The organism is Pseudoalteromonas sp. SR44-8, from assembly GCF_014163635.1.
GTDB classification, from domain to species: domain Bacteria; phylum Pseudomonadota; class Gammaproteobacteria; order Enterobacterales; family Alteromonadaceae; genus Pseudoalteromonas; species Pseudoalteromonas rhizosphaerae.
Window position 1 is genome coordinate 25348 of record NZ_JACJDS010000040.1, and the last position, 21823, is coordinate 47170.

Consider the following 21823-nt stretch of genomic DNA (forward strand, 5'->3'; position numbering starts at 1 on the left):
CATCTCCTACGATGTAAAGCCCTAACAAAACTTAGTTAGGGCTTTTTTTGTTGCTCTGATTTTAGTTCATCTTCATCGGTTGGTTTTTTAAAATCCATTTTTGCTGAGTGTTTGATCAGCAAAATATTACCGATAATGATTGCCAACACTAAGATGATGATGAGTATATGCCAAATTTGCATGGTGATCTCTAATGAGTCATTTATAAGTACTCAGTGTAGCAAAGATTTCTAGGGTTAAAAACGTCTAGAAAACGACAGCGAAATAAAATCAAGACCTGGGTTTGGTCTTTTAAACCCTGCATTTGAATAGTGTAAATAACGCACCGCAGCTTTGGTTTTTCCAAAATCAGCAATAAAGCCTAGTCGGTCTTCAAACTGGTAGTGGGTACTCACATTTTTGCCGGCGAAGTGAGTGTCATTGACTAATGAAATTCCTATGCCGGCTTCGAAATACAGAGGAATACCGCGCACTGAGCTGATCAGATGTTGAAATACCGGGGACATTGCAAGGACAACATTTGTCTGATGGCTATTATCTGCGCCGTATTCCCAAATATTAATACTTGATTCTAAGTAAATATGGGTATTTTCAATTAATGATTGTAGTGCCGGAGCATGGTATTGGTATGCCAATTTTAAGCCTTTAACATCACCTTCCCCCTGAATGTAATCAATGGCATAGCCATGAGGGGAAAGTGTATAGGGCGCACCATAAGATAGTCTGCTGAACATGGAAATAGATAATAAAATCAATACAGTTAATGTTTTAAATAACATGGTAAAGCTCTTTAGATGAAAACGTTATTTACAAAATAAGGGCGTGGGGGAGGCTAATTCAAGTGGCATAAATTCACAGACTCTGTGTGTTATTGCATGAGCTTAGCTAACAATATGAAATAAAAAGATTAAATCAATTGATGCCGTGCTGGCACTAATAAGGTGCTATTTTGAGGCTTTTTAATCTCTTATGAACAGCGTAAATTACGCTACAAGATTTACTTAGGACTTATCAACAATGATTTCACTTGATCGTTATTTATTATTAATCGCGCTAGTTTTTAGTGCTTCCTTGTTTGCGCAAACACAACAGTCACCTAATCAGTTATTAACTCAGGTAGGCGATCAGCTGTTTAGTGAAATTGGCAAAATAAACAGCCAAGGCACAGCGAGTAAAAGTGACATGGCACACATTGTTGATCAGTATTTAATGCCTAATATAGATGTTAAATTTGTTTCCTATAAATTATTAGGTAAGCACATTAAAGGTATCGATCGCCAACAAGCGACTGCATTTATAAGTGCAGTGGAGCATTACTTAACCACTACCTATGCTAGTGCATTAATGAAATATACCGGGCAAGAAATAAAATTCGAAGAGAGTAACGATGCTGCAGAGGGTGAGTTTGCCACGGTTAAGACGCAAATTATTGCAGATAATGCGCCAACGATTGACTTACACTTTAAGCTTCGCCAAGGTAAAGATGGTAGCTGGAAAGTATATGATATTGTCGCTGAAGGTATTTCGTTACTCAGTGCAAAGCAAAAAGAAGTTATTCAACGAATTTCAGAAGTTGGCCTTGACCAAGTGACAGCTGAGCTTAACAGTAAGTAATCATTTCCAAGTAAGTCTCCAACCTAAAGCACCATGCAGTGTTAACTGCATGGTGCTTTGTTATTTTCTTTTAAAATCACACGGTTTGGCTATAGCGTGTGGTTTTGGGTATGCTAGAATAAGCGCTTACATACCCACTGGTATCACTAATTTACTGGGGTACTTAAAATTATATTAAGCGCAGTGTCAGTTTGTAGTTGTTAAACTCTTTTACTGACCTTTGTACCGAGCAAGATAGACACTGGAGTTGTGTTTTTTTAATGGAAAATGTACTTATTTGGCCTAAAGAATACCCGTTATTAGTCAAAGGACTTATTGAGCAAAACGGTGCATTTATTTTAGACGCTTTAGAAGCATGGCCGGCTTGTCGCTCGACTGAAGAAGACAATGGCGTGTGTACCACTGTGCTACCGCCTATCTATTATTTAACCTGGTTAACTCCCCTTGAGCCATTTGAAGAGTGTTTTTTCCAACATATCTGTGAATATGATGAAGCCGCTCAACAGTATATTTCGGCAGCTAAAGATTACTATTTTGATAACGAGTATAGCCCAGAGAGTTTAGTGCTATTACTTTGCCAACGCCTTGAAAAATATGCAGCTGTAGCGTCACAAACAACGATAGAAACACCCGTTACGTTATTATCTCAGTTATTCTCAAAACGCTATTTTACAATCATCGAGTATGCGCTCAATGCGGGCAGTAAAATGAGTGCTGAAGATGCTTTGGCACTGTGGAAAGAAGTTGATTTTCGTGAACGTTTTAGCACCTTTATACCTGACTCAATCGATGACGTTAATGCGTTAAGTGAATTAGCGGCGAAAAAAGTTGCTGGTGGAAAGGATTATTTCACCTTATTGACCCAAGTATCACCAGATGTTGACTCAGTGGTGCTATTAGAACAAGCACTGTTGGCGCATTTGCGTTTTGACACAGCTAAACAAACGATGGCGATGCGTTTTATAGAGCAAGGTGCAACAGGCACGTTGGCGGATGAAAATGGTAAAACGGCCTTTATGTGGGCAGTTGAAAAAGGGTTTGTTAATTTAGTACAAACCTTATTAGATAAACAAGATAAAAAACAACGTGATGCCCTTGGTAACAGTGCTTTACATTATGCGGTACTAGCAAAAAATGAACCTTTGATGGTGCTATTATTGAAGTCTGGCTATGACTTTCGTGTTCGTAACTGTGATGGCTTAAGTTGTTATCGTTTAGCAGTGAGTGTTAAAGCCAGTCAGTTAGTGAAATGCTTAGAGCGTGATTTTGGTATTAAAGAATTATCGCCGGATGGACAATTTTCGCGGATCAAAAAAGTTCACGCCTTACATGCCATCGTGACTTTATTGTTGCCGCTACAGTTGTTTTTCTTTTTTGATGATACACTTGCGATTAAAAGTGAGTTGACGCTTTGCTTGACTATATTAGCTATAGTTTGCTTCTTTTTTGCAATGAGTTTGAAGCGCTGCGCTTTATACCCGCATATTAAACACCCATGGGGGTTATTTGTACTGCGTTGTTGCTCATTGATCAGTTTAGTTGGGCAGCTAGGCTTAGCAAGTATTGTGGCATTGGCAACGTTAAGTGAAGTTGTTTAAGCTTCTTGCATGCACCGTAGACAAAAACGCGCTAATTAAGCGCGTTTTTTAGTTGTTATACCAATCGTGTTAAGTTACTGACCATTTAGCTCGCTAGAATGGTTAAATATTTAAGTCGTTTGGTATTAACTTTAGTCTTTTTTATTAAATTCATGAGCCGCTTTTTCTGTTGCTAACTCATCTTTTAGTTTTTGAATTTTTAGTCCCAGCTCTTGACCGCGGTGACGTGCATAATAAGTACAACCAATAAACATCATACTGGCGAACAGCAGCTCTAAAACGACCCATATTAGTTGTTCTTGTGCGACCCACAGTAGGGTAAAACCGTGAATAAAATAAAACATAACGATAAAGTTTGCCCACGCATACGTATAAGGTTTATCTTGAATGATGCCTTTTAGCGGCAGTAAAAGCGGCAGAATATACACAACAAAAATAAATCCATTGCTATGACCTTCTCTAGGCTCTAATAAAAACAACCAAAGTGGCATCAGCAGTAACAAGCCAATATAACCAATTATTGCAATACGTTGAAAACGGATAGTGATAGCCTTTTTCGGCGTCAGTTGTGGGTTTAAATCGCTGTGCGATGTCATTGTAATTTTCTCGTAATTTTAACTAAGCGTTGGCCAACGCTTTGGCAAATTTTAATTTCGTCTTTACTTAATTGCGCGCTATTTTGTGCACCAGCAACATGGCTTGCACCATAGGGAGTGCCACCGGTTTGTGTGGCAAGTAACTCAGGTACTTCATACGGCACACCCATTAACAGCATACCGTGGTGTAATAACGGCAGTGACAAATTAAGCAACGTTGCTTCATTGCCACCATGCATGCTACTTGATGATGAGAATACACAGGCTGGTTTATCTATTAATTGCCCTTTTAACCATAAGTCGCTGGTGGTTTCCCAAAAAGCTTTGGCTTGTGAGGCCATCATACCAAAGCGAGTAGGTGTGCCAAATGCTAACCCATCACACTGGATTAAGTCATCTTTGCTGATCACAATATCGTGAGGTTCTCTTGCTACAAAGGTTCTTAGCAGTGCAGTACCGCCTTGGCATTCAATCGACTCTGCAATCTCATGTGCCATGGCTGCAACAGAGCCGTGACTTGAATGATACAACACAACAATAGTGACGCTCATTAAAGTACGCTTAGTACGTTTTCTGGTGGGCGACCCAGAGCGGCTTTATTGTCATTTACCACAATAGGGCGCTCAATTAATTTTGGATTGCTAACCATGGCTGCAATGAGTACGTTTTCATCATGCTCATTTTTAAGGTCTAGGTCTTTGTAAATATCTTCTTTAGTGCGCATTAGTTCACGAACTGAAGAAAACCCTAACTGTTTAACTAAAATGCTGATTTGCTCATGATTCAGTGGAGTTTTTAAGTATTCGATTATCTCTGGCTGAATCGATTTTTGTTCAAGTAGAGCTAATGTTTCACGCGATTTTGAACAACGTGGATTATGAAAAATAGTAACAGACATAGTAACAATCCAATTAGATAAAGTAAGGCTATTTTAGGGCAAGCAGCACCAGACTTAAAGCCTTGCGAGCTCTTTTTGCATTTGTCGGTATTGCGTTAACAATGCTTTGAGACGTTGTTGTTTAATTAGCTCTTGCGGTTCTACAAAGTTGAGTGCTTTTTGTACTTCGTCAGCGGCTTTTAAGTAGGCGCCGTATTGTGCAAGAACGTCGGCATTTGCTTCATGATAAGCGGCTAAGTTATCTTGCTTTTTATAGGCATCTGCAAGAAGTTGCATGCCTAAATTATGTTCAGGTTTTTCGAGTAAAAATGATTTTAATATTTGCACTGCAACATCGTATTGCTCAGCTTCAAGTGCTGCATTGGCAAGGTTTAAGGTAATAACTTGATTGTTAGGACGATTTTCATGCAATGCGGCTAAAAATTTTACTGCCTCGGCGGCTTTTTTTTGTGCTATCAGTAGATCAGTATGCGTATCAATGTAGAATAAATTTTTAGGATCAGACTTTAAAAGTTCGTCTAAAATAGGCGCCGCTTCATCGAGCTTTTTTTGATCCAATAAACTAATACCCAAGCCATAATTAAGCGCTGTTTTGTTATAAAAACTGTTTTCACGTATGAGCTTTCTAAAGAAATTTTCAGCTGCTTCTGGTGTTTGGTGGTAGCGAGCAATCACGCGGCTTTTGGCAAGATTAAATTCTAAGCTATCCGGAAGTTGGCGTTTTTCAAATTGCTGTGCACGCAAGCGCACATCAGACACGCGGCTCTCAGGTAATGGGTGAGTAAGTAAAAAGGCCGGTGGCTTGTATTTATAACGAATTTGCGCAGCAAGTTTGGTTAAGAATTCACTGGATGCGTATGGGTCAAATCCTGCATTATTGAGTGTTTGCATACCAATTCGGTCGGCTTCTTGCTCAGCTGAACGGCTGTGAGTGAGTTGACTAAATGCGCTTTGTGTTTGACTAGCTGAGATAATCGCGATACCGGCATCTGGTGACACAACTGATGCTAAAATACCGGCAATCATACCGGCAATAGTGAGGGCGCTGTTATCTTGTTGTTGTTGCATGCGACGTGCAAGATGGCGCTGGGTAACGTGGGCAATTTCGTGACCAAGTACTGAGGCAAACTGACTTTCGTTATCGGACTGTGCAATTAAACCGGTGTGTACCCCAACATGGCCACCATAAAAAGCAAATGCGTTTATTTCCGGATTGTTGATCCAAAAAAATGAAAACGGAAAGCGAACATCATTTGCATTAGCAACCAGCTTGTGGCCGATCGTTGTTAAATACTCATCAAGCACAGGATCATTAACAACCGGTGATGAGCCACGAATTTGCATCATCATTACTTTCCCGATTGCTTGCTCTTTTTCTAGAGGCAAAGCTTGCAATGCTGAAGTACCAAGATCGGGTAATGTAAAATTAGTTTGTGCCTTTAATGGCTCACTTACCAGCACACTAAAAGTTAAAAGTGTAGTGAGTAATGTAATAAAGGCTGATTTAAGCTGCATTTTATTCCTTGTTATGATCTTCACCTAGCATGAGTTTAGCAATGTCAATTTCATCACTGCATGCTCTGCTATCTCGTTCGCACAATTGATACAATTCTTTGATTGTGACCCCATCTAGCTTTACAACGTTCAATTCTCGTTGTAAAAAACTAATGATTTTATGTACTACTTTGTGCGCATGAAGAATAAGTGCTTTATCTGCTTTGTCACCACGCTCAAAGTAAAAGCCAATAAACTTATGTAATTGATTAATCCGAATCAAACTTTTCATTGACACTGGATCCCACTCGTTAAACTCTATAAAGCGGTTATCTTTTACGTATTTATCTATTGTAACGTCTTTTGCATAAGGCAGTGCCCATAATTCAAAGCCCCGGTCGGTAAATACTTGGTGCAGCGCAATTCTTGGCTTGTTTTCACAATATATCTCTCCAAGAGCGTCTTCATGACCTCCGAGTAAATCGAGGTTCCAATTGCGCCTATCAATTATTTTTTTTACGGCATTATCAAAACCATGTTCTAATATCCCCTCTGACTCGCTCACTGATGAGGCGACAAGGTGATAGAAGGGCGGAAGTTCGCCCCAGTTTATTTGTTTTTTATACCAGTTAATTTCTTTAAGAGTTGGATTACTCGGTAGTTGCGCTTTATTATGCGTGCCAGACATTAACTTATCCTTACTACTAACTATGCTATAAGGATAAACTATTGCGATGCGTGTTTTAAGAAAAAGTTACATTTGTTATTAACAACGCTGACAAAGACCGTATTATTATTCATTTTTATAGGGCAGATAATTGGTTATGCTAGAGCAAGACTTGCGCGGATTCAAATGTCCGCAGCAATTTATCCAGTTTAAGTTGACTTTACGCCAAGCGTTAGCAACTGCGCAACCGATAAAGTTTACATTATTAGTGGATCAACCAACTCAAGATATGGAGCGCTTTTTGCTAAAAAATCATTATCCGTACAAATTAGATCAACAACGTGGGTTGTTAATCGTGGAGCTAAATCGTGTTTGAATATGTAAAAATTTGGTACGAAAGGAAGTTTTCAGATCCACATTCAGTAACTCTATTGTTTTTATTACTCGCTTTAATGGCGATGTTTTATTTCTTTGGTGCACTTATTGTACCTGTTTTGATTGCTTTAGTGATTGCTTATCTGCTTGATTGGCCAGTTGCGCATTTAGAGCGTTTTGGCTTACACCGCTTTACTGCCACTATTATTGTGATGTTAATTTTTTCAGGGTTGATGCTGACCTTAGTGATCGGCATGGGTCCAATACTGTGGCAGCAAGCAAGTAATTTAGTGCAAGAAAGCCCGCACATGATAGAACAGGGAAAATCTTTTCTACTGCACTTGCCTGAGCAATACCCCAGTTTGATTAATGCAGAGCAAGTACAATCAGTGGTCAGCAGCGTTGAAGCCAAAGCAATTGAGTTTGGCCAAGTACTATTGTCGGTCTCGTTGACATCATTAAAAGATGTAGTGGCGTGGTTGATCTATCTTATTTTAGTACCATTACTGGTGTTCTTTATGCTCAAAGATAAGCTGGAGTTGATCAGAAGTGCAGAAAAACTCGTTCCAAAACAAAGACGCTTAATCCTGCAGGTATGGCACGAAATGAACCAACAAATCATGAATTATATTCGTGGTAAGGTGTTTGAAATTTTGATTGTAGGCTCAGTATCGTTTATCGCGTTCACTATTTTTGATTTACGCTATGCAGCGCTATTGGGCGTATTAGTGGGTTTATCAGTATTGATCCCTTTTGTGGGTGCGGCACTTGTTACCATACCTGTTGCGGCCGTGGCATTATTTCAATTTGGTTTAGAAACCCAGTTTTGGACCATACTGATCATCTACGGCATTATTCAAGCATTAGATGGTAATGTGCTGGTGCCGTTACTATTTTCTGAAGCGGTTGATCTGAACCCGGTATTTATTATTGTTGCGGTACTGTTTTTTGGTGGCTTATGGGGTTTTTGGGGCGTGTTTTTTGCAATTCCACTAGCGTCATTGGTAAAAGCCTTACTCAATGCTTGGTCAACGAAACAAGAAGAACAACTGATTGAGCATAGCTAACACGAACTTTGGTTAATTAGCTTTATACCTAAATCACCTGAAGATTTAGGTATTTTGGGTATAGTATCAAATGGTATAGAAAACGCACCTGAGAGACTAATTGATTCTTACGCGGCCCATTAATTTTATGTAGAATGGGTTATAAGATATATCTTTTAGTAATATGGTGCGTTTTTTAATGTCTGATTTAATATTACCTACTGACTCATCGTCACAAATTTACCTTGATGCAAACGCAACAACACCGGTGCTACCTTGTATTGCAGAGGTTGTTTCGCATACTATGCAAATCTGCTTTGGTAACCCTTCTTCTTCACACATTACCGGTATTCAAGCTAAACACTTATTAGAGCAAACACGTCAAAAAGCACGTGATGTGATAGGTGCACAGCAGGGGGATATTTTATTCACTTCTGGGGCTACCGAAGGAATTCAAACAGCTGTCGTGTCTACGCTCATAGCAGCTAAAGATCATGCTAAACCAAATCCAGTATTACTGTATGGCGCGACTGAACATAAAGCAGTACCTAATACATTAATACATTGGAATGCCGTATTGGGTATAAACGCAACCGTGCTTGCGATCCCGGTATCGAGTGATGGCCTTTTAGATTTAGATTTTATTGCTCAACACGCTGGTGATGCACTGATGATTTGTACCATGTCGGTTAACAATGAAACCGGTGTTTATCAAGATTTAAAAGCGATTGAAAAGGTAATACGAGCACATAACACGGAAGTTGCGTGGATGGTGGATTGCGTACAAGCGCTAGGGAAAACCGCATTGGCCCTTAGTGATACAACGATTGACTACGCGCCATTTTCAGGCCATAAACTTTACGCGCCGAAAGGTATAGGCGTGTTGTATATTCGTCAAGGCAGTGCTTATACGCCATTTATTGCCGGTGGTGGTCAAGAAAGTGGCATGCGCTCCGGTACTGAAAACCTGCCAGGTATAGCAGGTCTTAACAAACTGTTTTGTTTATTGCTGGATAAAACAAACGATACGTTTAAATCAATCGATGTGTTAAACGGCTATCGTGAACAATTACATCAGGCTTTAGTAGATACCTTTGGTAATATAACCTTTAATCATACTTTTGCATTGTCAGTACCAACAACGTTAAATTTTGCTGTTGATGAACTCAGTAGTAAAGAAGTGATGGATTTGTTCGATGCGGCAGGTATTCGTATCAGTGGTGGCTCAGCCTGTAGCTCAGGCGCAAATCGTAGTTTTGTGTTAGATGCCATGGGCGTGAGTGATTGGCGTAGTGAAAATGCAATACGTTTATCATTTGGACCGGCGACAACACAGGCTGAAATAACCACTGCCTGTGCGCGTATTCGTTCACTTAAACCAATATTACAAGCTAATTGTTTGGTGGTTTCAGATTCGTCATCACCACAGCAAGAAGCGTGTGCATTAGGGTTAACACAATTTAGACATCAAGGTGCGTGTTGTTGGTTGTATGTCAGTCAAGATAAACAAGCAGTGATCATTGACCCAATTATTGAGCTTATCCCGCGGCTTGAAAAAATAGTACACACACAAAATTTAACGGTAGCAGCCATTTTAGACACACATGCCCATCAAGAGCGATGCTGTGCGACTACATTGTTGGCTCAGGCCTTAAAATTCAGTTTGCAAGACGAGCATGAATTGGGGTGGCCAGTGCAGCAAACGAGTATTGCATTACCTGAATGCACCATTGAGCGCTTAGCAACACCCGGGCACAGCCAAGATAGTGTTAGTTATTTATTGCGGTGTAACAACTCTCAACAAGTGCTATTTTGCTTTTGCGGTGATTTGCTGCTGCCTGCTGGGCTTGGTAATACTGCAATTGACGGTGGGGATGCGTTAGCTATGGCACACTCATTACGTCAACTATCAACATGCTTAGCAGAGTCGACAGTTATTTGTTCTGGTCATGACTACCAGCAATGTTTTGCTATTAATTGGCAAGTTCAACAGCAGCAAACGCCGTTATTGCATTCATTATTGAACAATGAACTAAGTGATACTGAATTTGCTAACAACAAGCAGCGCAGCGATGAAGACAATTTATGTAAATTTGCAACTTTGTGTGGTTATGCTGACAGTTTAAAATACAGTAGAGCTTACGAACTGAACGCCGTGCAAGCAAAAGATATGTTAACTGCAAGCGATGTATATTTAATTGATACCCGTGAACCATATGAACATGGGGCAAACAATATTCCTCAGTTATTTGCAGTTAGCCCTGCGCGAGTGATGAATATTCCGCTAAGTAGAATGGCAAATGCATTAGTGGACAGGCAATTGAACCCACAGGGTAAATATATTTTACTTTGTCGCAGTGGTAATCGTTCAAAACAAGCGGCAACTAACTTATCTCAGCTTGGCTTTACTGACGTGTATAATCTCAGCGGTGGAATGGCGCTGTTATAATAACAGGGCAGAAGACTGGCAATTGACAGATAATAAATAAGGCGCTTATAGCGCCTTATTTATTATCTGTGAAGGCTGTAGCTACTGTTTAGGACCTGAACTTTCACGGATCACAATTGACGGTGTAAATGATGTGATGATGTCTTTATCTTGGTTACGAGCACCGCGAGTTTTGGTAAATAATAACCGTGCTGCATGTTGAGAGATAACATCGTTTGCTTGATGAGCGGTAGTTAACTTTGGCCATGTCTGGCGAGAGAAAGGAGAATCCTCAAAGCCAGTAATAGATAACTGTTCAGGAATAGCAATACCCATTAAGCGTGATGCAAATAGGGCGCCAGCGGCCATTTCATCGTTGCCACCTAATATAGCGGTTATAGCCAAGGTGTTATTCTCGGCTAACAAGTGCTTTGCACCTTCAACACCCGATTCAAACGAATATTTACCATCGTAAACAAAGCGTTTATCAAATTCTTTATGATGATCTGCCAGCGCTGCTTTATAACCTTCAAGGCGTTCAGACGTTGATTTATGTTCTTTATCACCACAAATAAAGCCAATATTTTCATGGCCATGAGTTAAGAGATGAGTGGTGATCTCATACGCGGCTTTATAATCGTTAACATAAATACAGGTGTCTTGATCATCATCAGATGGTCGCCCAGATAACACCCTAACGTAATGAATATTTAACTCATCGAGTAAATTGGTGATACTACTTTGCTCTGACAATGGCGGTGTAAGCACAAGCCCAGCTAAGCGAGAGCGCTTTATCATGGTAATAAATTCATCTTTCATGTTTGCATCTGTATAAGTGCATGGATGGATCACCAATTCATAGCCTTCGTCTTTACAACGAGAAAGCACACCATTTTGCATATCAATCACATAATACGCATTAGGATTGTCATAAACTAAGCCTACCGTAAATGATGACGTGCCAGCTAGGTTTCGTGCTGCAAGATTTGGCTGATAGTTCAGCTCTTTTACAGCATCCATGACTGTATCGTAAGTTTTTTTACGAACAGATGGTTCTTTATTTATTACCCGTGAAACCGTTTTCATCGAAACCCCGGCGAGCCTCGCTACATCATTTATAGTTACTTTCATAGAGTTACTTTTAGGTTATTGTTTTAGTGTTGTCATGGTCCTGATAAGAATACACCTAAGTAGACTTAACAAACGTGTTATTCATTATTTCTTCATCAAGACCAGGTAGTGTATCTAATGTTCAGTAAAATTAGCAGTAAAATAATTGAGATAATTTTTATGATACCGGTGTCAAATGAGTAAAAGTACGTTATTATCTCGATTGTAAAATATAAAATTAGCTTGTTGATAGCGTTGTCATTCTAACTTATCGTTAAATTTATTTGTAAGTTAATACGCTATTAGTACACTTTTTTAATCTAAAGATAGTTATTAATCAGTTTGTTGCAAGTTTAAGGGGATGTTAAAAATGAGTTGTCGTTCACAGTTAGCTAGTTGGCAAGCATTACAAGTAAGTGCAAATAAGATGAAGGAAGTTCATCTTAAAGATTTATTTGCCAATAACAGCACGCGATTCGAGCAATTTTCGACTCAGATCCCAGGTGTTTTATTTGATTATTCAAAACAATTGATTGATAACAGTGTGATGACACAGTTACTGTCTTTAGCACAAGAATGCGATATCGCTAATTGGCGAGATAAAATGTTCAGCGGTGAAAAAATTAATATCACCGAAGATAGAGCCGTGCTTCATACTGCACTTCGTAACCGTAGTGCATCATCATTAGTTGTAGATGGCGAGAATGTAAGTTCGGTGGTTAACGCTGAATTACAAAAAATTAAGTTGTTCGTTGAAAAAGTACGTAGCGGGCAATGGTTAGGTTATACCGGTAAAGCCGTGAAAGATGTTGTGAGCATTGGTGTTGGTGGTTCAAACTTAGGCCCACAAATGGCCACGGAAGCACTGAAAAGCTGTGCAAATGACTCATTAAAAGTACATTACGTTTCAAATGTTGATGGCGTACAAATTGCGTCAGTATTGAAAGACATCGATCCTGAAACAACTTTGTTTGTGATTTCGTCAAAAACCTTTACTACATCTGAAACCATGACCAATGCAAAAACCGCCGTTGCATGGTTTTTAGAGTCAGCCGATGACAAGCAAGCCATTGCTAAGCACTTTGTAGCAGTGAGCACTAATTTAGAAAAAACGGCAGCGTTTGGTATTGCTGATGAAAACGTATTCACAATGTGGGATTGGGTAGGTGGTCGCTTTTCATTATGGAGTGCGATAGGCTTACCAATTGCATTGTATTTAGGTTTTGATGCATTTGAAGCGATTCTTGAAGGCGCTTTTGAAGTTGATGAACACTTTAAAACGGCCGAATTTGCAGAAAATGTACCATTGTTAATGGCTTTGTTGAGCGTATGGAATACCAGCTTTTTAGGTTTCGACTCACAGGTTATTTTACCTTACGATCAAGCATTACACATGTTGCCAGCTTATTTGCAGCAAGGTGAAATGGAAAGTAATGGTAAGCACGTTAATTTTGCGGGTAATACCGTACCGTATACTACAGTGCCAATTATTTGGGGTATGACCGGAATTAATGGTCAACATGCTTTTTATCAGTGTTTGCACCAAGGCAATGTGATTGTACCGGCTGATTTTATTGCCTCTATTAAACCTCAGGTTAATATTGGTCAGCATCACGATATTTTATTATCGAACTTTTTTGCACAAACAGAAGCGATGATGATGGGGGTTGATGCAGAGCAAGTTCGCGCTGATTTAACCGCAAAAGGTAAATCAGAGGCTGAAATAGCCGCGCTAATTGATCATAAAATCCACCGTGGTAACCGTCCTACAACATCAATGCTGTTAGATACGGTTGATGCAAAAACGGTTGGTCGCTTAATTGCCTTATATGAGCATAAAATTTTCTGCCAAGGCATCATTTTAGAGATCTGTTCTTTCGATCAATGGGGTGTTGAGCTCGGTAAAGGCTTAGCCTCAAAAATTGAAGCTGAGTTACTGGATGATAATATAAACCATCCACATGATAGTTCGACAAATGGCTTAATGAGCTATTATAAACAAAGTCGAGCGCAATAAAAAATTCGTACAGCAGATACACATCTGCTGTGCAACCAAATACCTTTGAACGGGTAGCGCTGGAGTTCTTAGGGCCTGTATATTTGTGAGAGGATATACAGAGCCCCTAAGACTCATTTAATTACCAGTTTGAAATGAATACAGCTGAATCAATATTCAGCGATAAAACAAGCGAATTCAACAGGCTTTTTCTCGAGTACGATGCCAAAAAGCTGACATCAACTAAACAACAAGAATGTATGCCCGCACTATCAATAGTGGATAGTCGACAACGGGGCATAGCAAACGTAGAGAGTAAATTATGCTAAATCCTTTTGATATTGTAATTTTTGGGGGCGGTGGTGATCTTGCATTACGCAAATTATTACCTGCAATGTATCGCGCATATCAAGAAGGCAACCTTCCACAAGGTTCGCGTATTTTACCGACGGTTCGTGAAGAAAGTAAACGTGCGGAATACATAGAAACAGCTCATCAAGCACTAAAAGAATTTTTAGGTAAAGGTGAGTTTAATGCCAAAGATTGGAAAGCTTTTTCAGCGTGCTTGGTGCCAGTAGTCACGAATGTAACCGAAGCAGACGATGATTGGGATAAATTAAAAACAATACTAGATGAGCATGATGCAGACAAATCTCGGGTGTTCTATTTATCACTTCCACCTGCGGTATATGGTAGCTGCTGTGAAATACTGTCTAGCAAAGGTCTGATCACTGCTACATCACGTGTCGTTGTTGAAAAACCAATTGGTTATTGCGGTAATTCAGCAGAAGAGATCAATGCAAAAATTGCTGAATATTTTAGCGAAGAGCAAATCTTCCGTATTGATCATTACTTAGGTAAAGAAACGGTACAAAACTTAATGGCACTGCGTTTTTCAAATTCATTATTTGAAAATATGTGGGATGCTAAATCAATCGATAATATTCAAATCAGTTTATCTGAAACTGTTGGCCTTGAAAGCCGTGCTGGTTTTTATGATAAAGCCGGCGCTTTACGTGACATGGTGCAAAACCATTTATTACAATTGTTATGTTTAGTCGCGATGGAATCACCAAATAAACTTAATGCAAACAGCATTCGCACCGAAAAGCTGAAAGTATTAGAATCATTGCGCCCACTTGTTGCAACGGATGTAGATGACAACATCATTCGTGGTCAATATGTACCCGGTGATTTGGATGGCAAAATTGTCCCAGGTTACTTAGAAGAGTTAAATGAAGGTTCAAGTAAAACAGAAACATTTGTTGCTATTCGTGCTCATATTGATAACTGGCGTTGGGCGGGCGTGCCATTTTACCTTCGTACAGGTAAACGTATGGCAAAACGTTGTGCCGAAATTGTCGTTGAATACAAAAAAGTATCACACAATGTTTACGGTGATAATGTTGGCAATATTGAACCAAACCGTTTGGTTATCCGCCTTCAGCCTGAAGAGACAATTCAATTAACCTTGATGTCAAAGCGTCTTGATAATTTAGAGATGCAATTAGAGCCGGTAACCATGAACATTGAACTATCGCAAGCTTATAGCAATGGTTTCCATTCAGATGCTTACAAGCGCTTGATGTTAGATGCGGCTGCAAATAATCCATCCCTGTTTATTCACCGTGATGAAGTACGTCAAGCTTGGAAATGGATTGACCCAATTATCGAGCGCTGGCAAGAAAAAGGTAAGCCTGCTTTATACCGTGCTGGTAGCTGGGGGCCTGATGATGCTGATGAACTATTAGCTGAAAATAACCATGTTTGGTTTAACACTGGCGATAAGGCATAACAATGGCAACCATCGTAGAGAAATTTTTTGATTCAAAAGATGCATTAACCGCTGAGTTATCTACAACACTTGAACAAAGTTTAGTCAGCGGTATTGAAGCTGATGGCCGTGCCGTACTGATGGTATCAGGTGGTTCATCACCTGCACCCGCTTATAAGCACTTATCTAATCTAGCATTAGATTGGGCAAAGATAGATGTTGCTATGGTTGATGAACGTTGGGTTGATGTAGCACATGAAAAAAGTAATGAAGCGTTTATTAAGAGCACGTTATTACAAAATCATGGCGCGGCAGCTAACTTCATTACTATGAAAAATAATGCCGAGACTGCGCAACAGGGTAGTGCAGAATGTGAAGCTGCGTACCAACAACTGAAACGTCCATTTGATGTTACTATATTAGGCATGGGACCGGATGGTCATACCGCTTCATTATTTCCACATGCGGGCGGTTTACAGCAAGGGCTTGAAACATCACAATTGGTATGTGCAATTAATGCTATTGAAAGTGAAGTAACAGGGAATATTACCGAACGTATGACGTTAACTTTAGCAGCGATTGCGCAGTCTAAAGTGGTTAAGTTACTGATCAGTGGAGAAGAAAAGCTTGCTGTATATAAAGCAGCAAAAGCCGGTGGAGATGAAAACGACATGCCACTACGTGCAGTTTTAAATCACCCAACAATAAATATTGAAGTTTATTGGGCTCCGTAACGACCCCAATCGACCCAAACTTTAAAATGCAGGCTATAAAGCCTGCATTTTTTTTTCTCTTCTAAATTTATCTGTATCGCACTTGCAAGATCTTTATTATTTTCGCTTATTTATTTTTATCGAAAACAACAGTTATACAATCGTGTTAAGTTACTGACCATTTATAGCTTCGCTAGAATGGTTAAATATTTAAGTCGATTGTTATTATATAACGCCCGGAAATTATTAAGTTTGGAGCGTAATGTGATCTATCTGTAAGTGACTTATCTTCACTAAATAACAAGCCTCACAAATAGTGTGAGTTAACTAGTTGTTTGTTGAAATGTGGCTACTTATGCCTACTTTATTAAAAACATGAGCATCTTAGTGGTTTAAAAAACTTCACTAACTACATTAAAAATTATCCATATAGAACAATTATATGAGTAATTTTCACGGTTCCTATAGCTCTCTAAAATTTTCAATGAAAAGGGTAGGCTATGGGGGAAAATAAAGGTAGACATTAATAGCGTAACTCTTTAAAATACAAAATGACAACGCTGTCATTGATATTGATAACTATTAATAAATTCCCCTTGATAAATTATTTGCCCTAATTTTTCTGCAATATTAATGTGAAAAGATGTGTTTTTGTTCATCCAGCTAAAGTTATATCTTTATCAGCAAATAAGCGAAATGTCATTTCTGTATAGTTGAAGTGGAACGTTTTTTTTACACTAAGACTTATCTAAAATCATAAAATTACCTAAAACAGTGCATTTGGTTTTCTCTTTTTGAACTTAACCATGCTATATTCCCGCCGTAAAACTGTAACAATTTATAAACTCTATTTTTTTAATCTATTAATATTCAATTGGTTAGTATTTTTATAGCTATTTTTTTGCACAAAACGGCTAAAAAGATGTAGCACAAATGTAATTTAGAGTGTATGGTTTGTTACTAGATGACAACGCTGTCATCATCACTGGGCAGAAGTGATAAATAAAACCAACAAAATGATTCAAGGGGAATCCTGTGTTAGCTAAAAATTTTAAAAAAAGCTTATTAGCAGTAAATATCGGTCTTGTAATGAGTGCCGGATTCACTGGTGCTGCATTCGCAGCTGATGAAGTAAAAGTTCAAGAAGACGTAGAAGTCATTGAGGTACGTGGTATTCGCGCTTCAGCTAAAGCTGATATTAACAATAAGCGTTTTGCAAATGCTGTTGTCGACTCCATTACTGCAGAAGATATTGGTAAATTCCCAGATAAAAACGTTGCTGAATCACTTTCACGTATTACAGGTGTTGGTGTTAGCCGTGAGTTTGGTGAAGGTGAAAAAATTACTGTTCGTGGTTCAGATCCGACTAAAAACCGTACTTTATTAAATGGTCAAAACGTAGGTACAGCAGATTGGTTTATACTTGATAACCCATCTCGTAGTTTCAACTTCACTATGCTACCTTCTTCACTTGTAAGTAGCCTTGAAGTATACAAATCACCAGAAGCCCGCTTAGATGAAGGTTCAATTGGTGGTACTGTTATTTTAAGAACTCGTAAACCACTCGATTTAGATTCTGGCACTACTCATATCACGTTACAGAGCCAGTACTCAGAATCATCAGAAGAACATGATCCATTAGTTGAAGGCTTTTATTCTTGGAAAAACGAAGACGAAAAGTTTGGTATTTTGATCTCAGGTTCAAAATCTGACCGTACAGTTCGTCGTGAAGGTTTTGAAGTACTAGGTTGGGATGCAAATTCAGCAGACGGTACTTATACTCCACGTACTATGGGCGTTCCTGTTTTCCGTCAAGATCGTGAAAGAACAACTTTCTTCAGTTCAATTCAGTTTGCACCTTCTGATGATTTTAGCGCAACATTAAACATCTTAGATTCGAAAATGGATGTTAATAACACTAACTCTAATTTCTTACTTATGAATCCTGGCGCAGGGGCTGACTTAACATACGTAGGCAGTAATGCAGTAAAAGGCACTGGTGGTACCGATGTTCGCTGGAACCACATCAACCGTATTTCAAAAACAGATACAAACTCAATTCACCTAGATGTTGACTTTGCAACTGATTCTTTCTCTATGAATGTTGAGTTAGGTACTACTGCAGCTGAAGGTGGTACTTTAAATGAAACATCATGGGAATATGGTGGACAAGGTGACTATAACTTCGATCTAACAGGCTCTACACCTACAGTAAATGCTGGGGTTGATGGTACTGATCCTTCTAAATTTAATGGTGGTTGGATTTGGGGTGGAAATAAACCAACAACTGATGATGAGTCATATGGACAAGTAGACTTTGATGTTCCTGTAGAGTTAGGTGCATTCACAGCTGTTAAATTTGGTGTGAAATATCGCGATCAAAAACGTACACAAGACAGAAATGCATATAGCTGGCATTGGGGTGTTGCAACTGATGGTACAAGCCCTAATTACATGGCCCAGATTTTGTCTTCGCAATGTGATACCTTAGCTAAATGTGATCTTGCGGTAGGTACTGATAGCGTTGGTGCCGATGTTGTTAACGGTGATATCACTCAACAATTAACCCATAACAGCGCTCAAATGATAGAACTTGGCTTAGGTCCAAATGCATCTTATGCTGTACATAAAAATTTAGGCGAGATCTTTGAGGTAGTTGAAAAGAAAACATCTTATTATGTACAAGGTGATTTTTCTGGCGATGATTACCGCGGTAATATCGGTATTCGTGTAGCGAGAACAGATCAAGACTCTTCAGGTTACTTATACTCTTCAGACTCTTTTAGTCTATTAACAGTTAAAAATCCAGGTGAAAATGCAGATTTAGCACCTGCGACACTAGAATGGGTTACTGAATCTCGCAGCTATACAGAGATTTTACCTAACTTTAACTTGTCATATGACTTAGCCGAAGACCAAATTGTCCGCCTTTCTGCTGCTAGAACAATGGCTCGTCCTAACTTCTTTGATATATCACCAATTACAGCGCCTGGTGATTTAGGTGAAACCAACCCTACAGCACAAGCCGGTAATCCTAATCTAGCTCCACAAATAGCAAATCAGTTTGATGCCGCTTGGGAGTTCTATTTTGATGATGCGTCATTATTCGCTGTAACGTTATTCTATAAAGATATTGAAAGTTATCAAACTACAGCTACATCTTCACAAGATTTTTATGATCAGCAAACTTCTAGCTGGGTTACAGCAACAGTTTCTCGTCCTGCAAATGGTGAAGGTGGTACTACAACAGGTTTAGAAGCATCACTTCAGTATGATTTAGGTAATGGTTTTGGTGTGTCTGCTAACTATACATACACAGATGCAAATAATGATGGCGAACGTGATGTAGCAAATCCTGGTTCAGGTTTAGTTATGGGCGCATCAGAAAATATGTTAAACGCTTCTGCATTTTATGAAAATGATATGTTTTCTGTTCGTGCAATGTATAACTATCGTACTAAATGGTACAAAGGACTTCATTCATCAGGTACAGAATTGTGGAATGATGACTACGGTCAGTTAGATTTTAGTACTACTTATAATGTAACTGAAAATATTTCGGTTGTATTAGAAGCTATAAACTTAACTGATGAAAAAGTTGTTGAGTTCAACACTAGTGAAGATCGTGTACTATCTATCTACCAAAATGGTCGTAGATTCGTACTAGGTGCAAACTTCCGATTCTAATTGAACAGAGTGTAAAAAAATGCCGCTGTATAGCGGCATTTTTATTTTTACTATTTCATTCTTTCTTTTAATGCACTTGCAACTGACTTTAGACTTTCATGAGAGTTTGAAAGAATACCGTGATATTCATTACTTTTATTTTTAAATTCATCTGTTTTCTCAAATACATAATGAGAAAAAATAGCTTGCCAAGCAAGTCTCTGTGATTCAGGCAAATTACGAAGTGTTAATATACTATGTAATAAACTATCTGTTGCCTCTAATCCTAAATCCGATTTTGTAGATGTCGGATCCCACCAATAATTTACTAGTATATTAACAGGATCAATGGCTTTTACATTATGCCACCAAAGTGGAGGTATATAGAGAGCTTCACCGATCTCTAAACTTGCAGTTAACACTTTCTCCTTTGTGGCTTTAAACTTTGGATACTTTTCAAAATCAGGGTTTTCAAAATCCACTAAGCTGATTGCAGGGCCAGCCACAGTTCTATCAATGGGTGCTACGTAAAGATTTTTTATTTCATTTGCGGGTAACAAATAAAAAGTTCTTTTACCACAGAGGTTTAGGGCTATATTATGTTCAGTGTCATAATGTCCAGGAACCGTAGCAGCATTGCCTAGCCAGATACGAGGAGGAACGTTAGCTAAAAATTTAGGTGCAGAGTTCTTAATACAAAAATCAGGTAAACATTCATTTATTAGTGCACTTTGCACTGCAATAGTATCTGAATCTTGATTATTAAAATTAATTATTAATTTTTTAAGTACAGAAATAAGTGGTGCATTGTGTTTTTCGAAAGTGTAATTTTTAAATTTATTATCAGTATAACCAATTAGGCCTTTATACTTCTTGTCAATAATTAAAGTATCCACTAATTCAGTAGATGCTTGAGTAACAAGGCTTCTAAGAAGTGCTAAAGGTGATTGTTTTGCAAGTGTAACACTTGGCCAATTAGAAAATAAATCTGTTATTATAATTGGCTCATTTAAATTGCACAAAAATTCTTGTATATTTTTTATGTTATTAATACTTAATCTATCTATTTGCATACTTTAAATTACCTCTTATACGTGCTATTTTTAAGTAAATAATAATATATTAATAGGTGTTTAATGTCAGATAAATTTGAAGTTTTTAACGTGGAAAAACACAAAGGGCAGTATGTAAAAGTTGATGCTAATTTTTCACATATAAAGGATCAGCATGTTGTTCCTATCACCCCTATTGAAATTGCAAAAGTAGCACTCAATTTTCCTGTATGCTTTATGAAATCAAGCGATGAGAACCCATTTAAAATGGTTGCTATTTTAGGGCTTGAATCGGGTCGAAATGTTTTTTACAACGATGGTCATTTCAATGCAATGTACGTGCCTCAACATGTTAAAAAACACCCATTCACGCTAGCTAAAACGCCTGAAGGTCAAGTTTTTCTTGCTGTTGAAACCGCTGCATTAAATACAGAAAAGAATGGTGAAGCACTATTTGACAATGTAGGAGAACCTTCTGACTATTTGATTTATAAGCAAGTTGAACTAAAAGAACTTGCTCGACAAGAGGAGTTATCAACACAGTTCACTAGTCGACTGGTAGAACTTGGGCTACTCACTGAATGTTCTTTTAAATTTGATTTAGGTGATGGTCAAAAAAAGCAAATTTCAGGCCTTTATTCTGTTGATAGGGATTTATTAAAATCTCTAGATGATGAGTCTTTATTATCTTTGCAAAAACAAGGGATGCTAGAGGCGATATATTCACACCTTGTTTCACTTGGTCAATTTCAACGTGTTATAGATTTATCTGCAAATACTTAATATAACGAAAAAT

General features: G+C 38.5%; 19 protein-coding genes. 10 read left to right on the top strand and 9 right to left on the bottom strand.

Annotated elements, in window-relative coordinates; all coding sequences use genetic code 11:
* Positions 1-35: 35 nt before the first annotated feature.
* A complete protein-coding gene (locus tag H5183_RS17540) occupies positions 36-182 on the bottom strand; it encodes a DUF2897 family protein (RefSeq protein ID WP_145241011.1) in 147 nt (48 codons plus the stop codon).
* A 54-nt stretch (positions 183-236) separates the two neighbouring features.
* Positions 237-779, bottom strand: coding sequence for an acyloxyacyl hydrolase (locus H5183_RS17545; protein ID WP_145241009.1), 543 nt, complete (start codon positions 777-779; stop codon positions 237-239).
* 238 nt (positions 780-1017) lie between these two features.
* On the opposite strand from H5183_RS17545, the gene H5183_RS17550 reads away from it, so the two are divergent.
* Together H5183_RS17550 and H5183_RS17555 are read left to right on the top strand one after the other, a co-directional pair.
* Entirely contained in the window at positions 1018-1614 is a 597-nt protein-coding gene (locus H5183_RS17550; RefSeq protein ID WP_182732315.1) for a phospholipid-binding protein MlaC, read from the top strand.
* A 260-nt stretch (positions 1615-1874) separates the two neighbouring features.
* Complete coding sequence (locus tag H5183_RS17555; RefSeq protein ID WP_145241005.1) at positions 1875-3212, top strand: ankyrin repeat domain-containing protein; 1338 nt, start codon at positions 1875-1877, stop codon at positions 3210-3212.
* Between the two features lie 131 nt (positions 3213-3343).
* Here the strand turns inward: H5183_RS17555 and H5183_RS17560 are convergent, their stop codons facing one another.
* The 5 genes from H5183_RS17560 to H5183_RS17580 are packed head-to-tail and all read right to left on the bottom strand — an operon-like array spanning position 3344 to position 6888.
* Positions 3344-3808 carry a DUF2069 domain-containing protein gene (locus tag H5183_RS17560; protein ID WP_145241003.1) on the bottom strand — a complete coding sequence of 155 codons (465 nt, stop codon included), beginning with the start codon at positions 3806-3808 and terminating at the stop codon, positions 3344-3346.
* Positions 3805-4359: an NAD(P)H:quinone oxidoreductase gene (gene wrbA / locus H5183_RS17565; RefSeq protein WP_145241001.1), complete on the bottom strand. Its 555-nt coding sequence runs from the start codon at positions 4357-4359 to the stop codon at positions 3805-3807. Before wrbA ends, H5183_RS17560 begins: the two co-directional genes overlap by 4 nt.
* Positions 4359-4706, bottom strand: a complete 348-nt coding sequence (gene arsC / locus H5183_RS17570) for an arsenate reductase (glutaredoxin) (protein ID WP_145240999.1) — start codon at positions 4704-4706, stop codon at positions 4359-4361. The genes wrbA and arsC overlap by 1 nt, the downstream gene beginning before the upstream one ends.
* A 54-nt stretch (positions 4707-4760) precedes the next feature.
* Entirely contained in the window at positions 4761-6221 is a 1461-nt protein-coding gene (locus tag H5183_RS17575) for a M48 family metalloprotease (protein WP_145240997.1), read from the bottom strand.
* Position 6222: 1 nt separating this feature from the next.
* Positions 6223-6888 (bottom strand): hypothetical protein, encoded by a 666-nt coding sequence (locus tag H5183_RS17580; protein ID WP_145240995.1) that lies wholly within the window; start codon positions 6886-6888, stop codon positions 6223-6225.
* A gap of 136 nt (positions 6889-7024) precedes the next feature.
* Between H5183_RS17580 and H5183_RS17585 the strand changes: the two genes are divergently transcribed.
* The 3 genes from H5183_RS17585 (at position 7025) to H5183_RS17595 (ending at position 10737) form a co-directional block, all read left to right on the top strand.
* A complete protein-coding gene (locus H5183_RS17585; protein WP_145240993.1) occupies positions 7025-7243 on the top strand; it encodes a hypothetical protein in 219 nt (72 codons plus the stop codon).
* A complete protein-coding gene (locus H5183_RS17590) occupies positions 7236-8309 on the top strand; it encodes an AI-2E family transporter (RefSeq protein ID WP_145240991.1) in 1074 nt (357 codons plus the stop codon). Before H5183_RS17585 ends, H5183_RS17590 begins: the two co-directional genes overlap by 8 nt.
* Positions 8310-8487: 178 nt before the next feature.
* On the top strand, positions 8488-10737 hold the full coding sequence (locus H5183_RS17595) for an aminotransferase class V-fold PLP-dependent enzyme (RefSeq protein WP_182732316.1): 2250 nt from the start codon (positions 8488-8490) through the stop codon (positions 10735-10737).
* Positions 10738-10818: 81 nt separating this feature from the next.
* On the opposite strand, the gene H5183_RS17600 is transcribed toward H5183_RS17595, so the two are convergent.
* Complete coding sequence (locus H5183_RS17600) at positions 10819-11847, bottom strand: LacI family DNA-binding transcriptional regulator (protein ID WP_149982818.1); 1029 nt, start codon at positions 11845-11847, stop codon at positions 10819-10821.
* A 349-nt stretch (positions 11848-12196) separates the two neighbouring features.
* Here H5183_RS17600 and pgi point away from each other — a divergent pair, with 349 nt between their 5' ends.
* The 4 genes from pgi (at position 12197) to H5183_RS17620 (ending at position 19996) form a co-directional block, all read left to right on the top strand.
* Positions 12197-13843 (top strand): glucose-6-phosphate isomerase, encoded by a 1647-nt coding sequence (pgi, locus tag H5183_RS17605; RefSeq protein WP_182732317.1) that lies wholly within the window; start codon positions 12197-12199, stop codon positions 13841-13843.
* Positions 13844-14144: 301 nt separating this feature from the next.
* Positions 14145-15617, top strand: a complete 1473-nt coding sequence (gene zwf, locus H5183_RS17610; RefSeq protein WP_145240983.1) for a glucose-6-phosphate dehydrogenase — start codon at positions 14145-14147, stop codon at positions 15615-15617.
* 2 nt (positions 15618-15619) lie between these two features.
* Positions 15620-16330: a 6-phosphogluconolactonase gene (gene pgl / locus H5183_RS17615; protein WP_145240981.1), complete on the top strand. Its 711-nt coding sequence runs from the start codon at positions 15620-15622 to the stop codon at positions 16328-16330.
* 1014 nt (positions 16331-17344) lie between these two features.
* Positions 17345-19996 carry a TonB-dependent receptor gene (locus H5183_RS17620; protein WP_182732318.1) on the top strand — a complete coding sequence of 884 codons (2652 nt, stop codon included), beginning with the start codon at positions 17345-17347 and terminating at the stop codon, positions 19994-19996.
* A 50-nt stretch (positions 19997-20046) separates the two neighbouring features.
* Here the strand turns inward: H5183_RS17620 and H5183_RS17625 are convergent, their stop codons facing one another.
* Positions 20047-21048 (bottom strand): cupin-like domain-containing protein, encoded by a 1002-nt coding sequence (locus H5183_RS17625; RefSeq protein WP_182732319.1) that lies wholly within the window; start codon positions 21046-21048, stop codon positions 20047-20049.
* Between the two features lie 63 nt (positions 21049-21111).
* On the opposite strand from H5183_RS17625, the gene H5183_RS17630 reads away from it, so the two are divergent.
* Positions 21112-21810 (top strand): SapC family protein, encoded by a 699-nt coding sequence (locus tag H5183_RS17630; protein ID WP_182732320.1) that lies wholly within the window; start codon positions 21112-21114, stop codon positions 21808-21810.
* Positions 21811-21823: the final 13 nt, after the last annotated feature.

What these genes read in the sequence shown, in the direction of transcription:
- H5183_RS17540 (WP_145241011.1), bottom strand. Translation starts at nt 182, where the DNA reads ATGCAAATTTGGCATATACTCATCATCATCTTAGTGTTGGCAATCATT.
- H5183_RS17545 (WP_145241009.1), bottom strand. Translation starts at nt 779, where the DNA reads ATGTTATTTAAAACATTAACTGTATTGATTTTATTATCTATTTCCATG.
- H5183_RS17550 (WP_182732315.1), top strand. Translation starts at nt 1,018, where the DNA reads ATGATTTCACTTGATCGTTATTTATTATTAATCGCGCTAGTTTTTAGT.
- H5183_RS17555 (WP_145241005.1), top strand. Translation starts at nt 1,875, where the DNA reads ATGGAAAATGTACTTATTTGGCCTAAAGAATACCCGTTATTAGTCAAA.
- H5183_RS17560 (WP_145241003.1), bottom strand. Translation starts at nt 3,808, where the DNA reads ATGACATCGCACAGCGATTTAAACCCACAACTGACGCCGAAAAAGGCT.
- wrbA (WP_145241001.1), bottom strand. Translation starts at nt 4,359, where the DNA reads ATGAGCGTCACTATTGTTGTGTTGTATCATTCAAGTCACGGCTCTGTT.
- arsC (WP_145240999.1), bottom strand. Translation starts at nt 4,706, where the DNA reads ATGTCTGTTACTATTTTTCATAATCCACGTTGTTCAAAATCGCGTGAA.
- H5183_RS17575 (WP_145240997.1), bottom strand. Translation starts at nt 6,221, where the DNA reads ATGCAGCTTAAATCAGCCTTTATTACATTACTCACTACACTTTTAACT.
- H5183_RS17580 (WP_145240995.1), bottom strand. Translation starts at nt 6,888, where the DNA reads ATGTCTGGCACGCATAATAAAGCGCAACTACCGAGTAATCCAACTCTT.
- H5183_RS17585 (WP_145240993.1), top strand. Translation starts at nt 7,025, where the DNA reads ATGCTAGAGCAAGACTTGCGCGGATTCAAATGTCCGCAGCAATTTATC.
- H5183_RS17595 (WP_182732316.1), top strand. Translation starts at nt 8,488, where the DNA reads ATGTCTGATTTAATATTACCTACTGACTCATCGTCACAAATTTACCTT.
- H5183_RS17600 (WP_149982818.1), bottom strand. Translation starts at nt 11,847, where the DNA reads ATGAAAGTAACTATAAATGATGTAGCGAGGCTCGCCGGGGTTTCGATG.
- pgi (WP_182732317.1), top strand. Translation starts at nt 12,197, where the DNA reads ATGAGTTGTCGTTCACAGTTAGCTAGTTGGCAAGCATTACAAGTAAGT.
- zwf (WP_145240983.1), top strand. Translation starts at nt 14,145, where the DNA reads ATGCTAAATCCTTTTGATATTGTAATTTTTGGGGGCGGTGGTGATCTT.
- pgl (WP_145240981.1), top strand. Translation starts at nt 15,620, where the DNA reads ATGGCAACCATCGTAGAGAAATTTTTTGATTCAAAAGATGCATTAACC.
- H5183_RS17625 (WP_182732319.1), bottom strand. Translation starts at nt 21,048, where the DNA reads ATGCAAATAGATAGATTAAGTATTAATAACATAAAAAATATACAAGAA.
- H5183_RS17630 (WP_182732320.1), top strand. Translation starts at nt 21,112, where the DNA reads ATGTCAGATAAATTTGAAGTTTTTAACGTGGAAAAACACAAAGGGCAG.